Raw genomic sequence first — 1,641 nt, 5'->3', positions numbered from 1 at the left:
GGCCCAGGCCCACCTCCGGGCCGCGCTGGACCGGCTCGGCGTGCGGGTGCTCAGCGGTGTCGAGGTCACCGAGGTGCTGCCGGACTCGGTCGAGCTCGCGGACCGGGACGCGGTCGCGGTCGACGCCGTGCTGTGGACCAGCGGGGTGCGCGTGTCGCCGCTGGCGGCTGCGGCCGGGCTGGAGGTCGACGACCGCGGTCGCGTCGTCACCGACGGCTCGCTGCGGTCGGTGTCGCACCCGGAGGTCTACGCGATCGGTGACGCGGCGTCGATCCGGCAGGCGTACGGCGTCCTGCACGGCACGTGCCAGAGCGGCATGCCGACCGGTGTGCACGCGGCGGTGTCGATCGTGCGGGAGCTGCGCGGCAAGCGGCCCAAGCCGTTCCGGTTCGGCTACTACCACACGCCGGTCAGCCTGGGCCGGCACGACGCCGTGGTGCAGTTCACCGGGCCGGACAACACACCTCGGGCGTTCTCGCTGGTCGGAGGCCGTGCGGTCTGGTACAAGGAGACGGTGAGCGCCTCGCCGTGGCCGACGTACCGCCGGATGAAGAAGTTCCCCGCCTCGGGCGCGATCTGGCCGCGCGGCGGGCGGTTCACCCGGTGACCCGATCCGACGAGGTGTCGAACGGACCGTCCGACCGGCTGTCGGACCGGCGACCGGGCGGGGTGTCCGGCGAGGCGTCCGGTGACGTCTTCGGTGAGCACCGGAACCTGTTGTTCTCCGTGGCCTACCGCGTCCTCGGCAGCGCGGTCGACGCCGAGGACGCGGTGCAGGACGCGTGGGTGAAGTGGTCGGCCGCCGACCGGTCGCGGGTCGCGGACCCCAAGGCGTACCTGGTGCGGATCGTGTCGAACGTGGCGCTGGACCGGTTGCGCTCCGCCCAGGCGAGGCGGGAGACCTACGTGGGGCCGTGGCTCCCCGAGCCCATCCTCACCCGGACGGACACCGCCGCCGACGTGGCCGCCGCGGACTCGGTGTCCATGGCGCTGCTGGTGGTGCTGGAATCCCTCAGCCCGCTCGAACGGGCGGTGTTCGTGCTGAAGGAGGTGTTCGGCTTCGGCTACGGGGAGATCGCCTCGGCCGTCGAGCGTTCCGAGGACACCGTGCGCCAGGCCGCGCACCGCGCCCGCGGGCACGTGCAGGCCCGGCGTCCCCGCTTCCACGCCGACCCGGGCCGGCAGCGCGAGGTCACCGAGCGGTTCTTCGCCGCCGCCACCGGTGGCGACATCAACACACTGATGCAGCTGCTCGCACCGGACGTGACGTTGTGGACGGACGGCGGCGGCAAGGTGCGCCAGGCGTTGCGACCGATCACCGGGGCGGACACGGTGGCCGGCTGGTTCGCGTCGATCGGCACCCGCCCGTACCAGGGTGTCGGCCCCGCGGACATGAGGGCCGAGCTGGTGGAGCTGAACGGCGGTCGGGGCATCGTGTTCACCGGCGGCGGTCGCGTGATCGCCACCGTCACCCTCGACGTGGATGCCGCGGGTCGCATCGCCGCCATCCACAACGTCGCGAACCCGGACAAGCTCGTCGCCGTCGCCGCCCGCACCATCCACCACGTCGTCCCCGGTACGTTCGTCCGACACGCGAGAAGAACGGACCGGGGCTCGGACACCAGCCCAGGAAGATGTCCT

2 protein-coding genes are annotated in these 1,641 nt (G+C 72.9%); both read left to right on the top strand.

The features are described 5' to 3' along the window. A partial coding sequence (locus AB0G02_RS39080) for an FAD-dependent oxidoreductase (protein WP_360805219.1) occupies window positions 1–607 on the top strand: 607 nt, incomplete at its 5' end. Window positions 608–669: 62 nt separating this feature from the next. Beyond that, window positions 670–1,641 (top strand): RNA polymerase sigma-70 factor (locus tag AB0G02_RS39075; protein WP_360805222.1); only part of this gene is annotated, 972 nt, incomplete at its 3' end.

The sequence above is a fragment of the Actinosynnema sp. NPDC023658 genome, from assembly GCF_040639995.1.
Taxonomy (GTDB): Bacteria; Actinomycetota; Actinomycetes; order Mycobacteriales; family Pseudonocardiaceae; genus Actinosynnema.
This window is presented reverse-complemented; position numbering and strand designations above follow the sequence as displayed.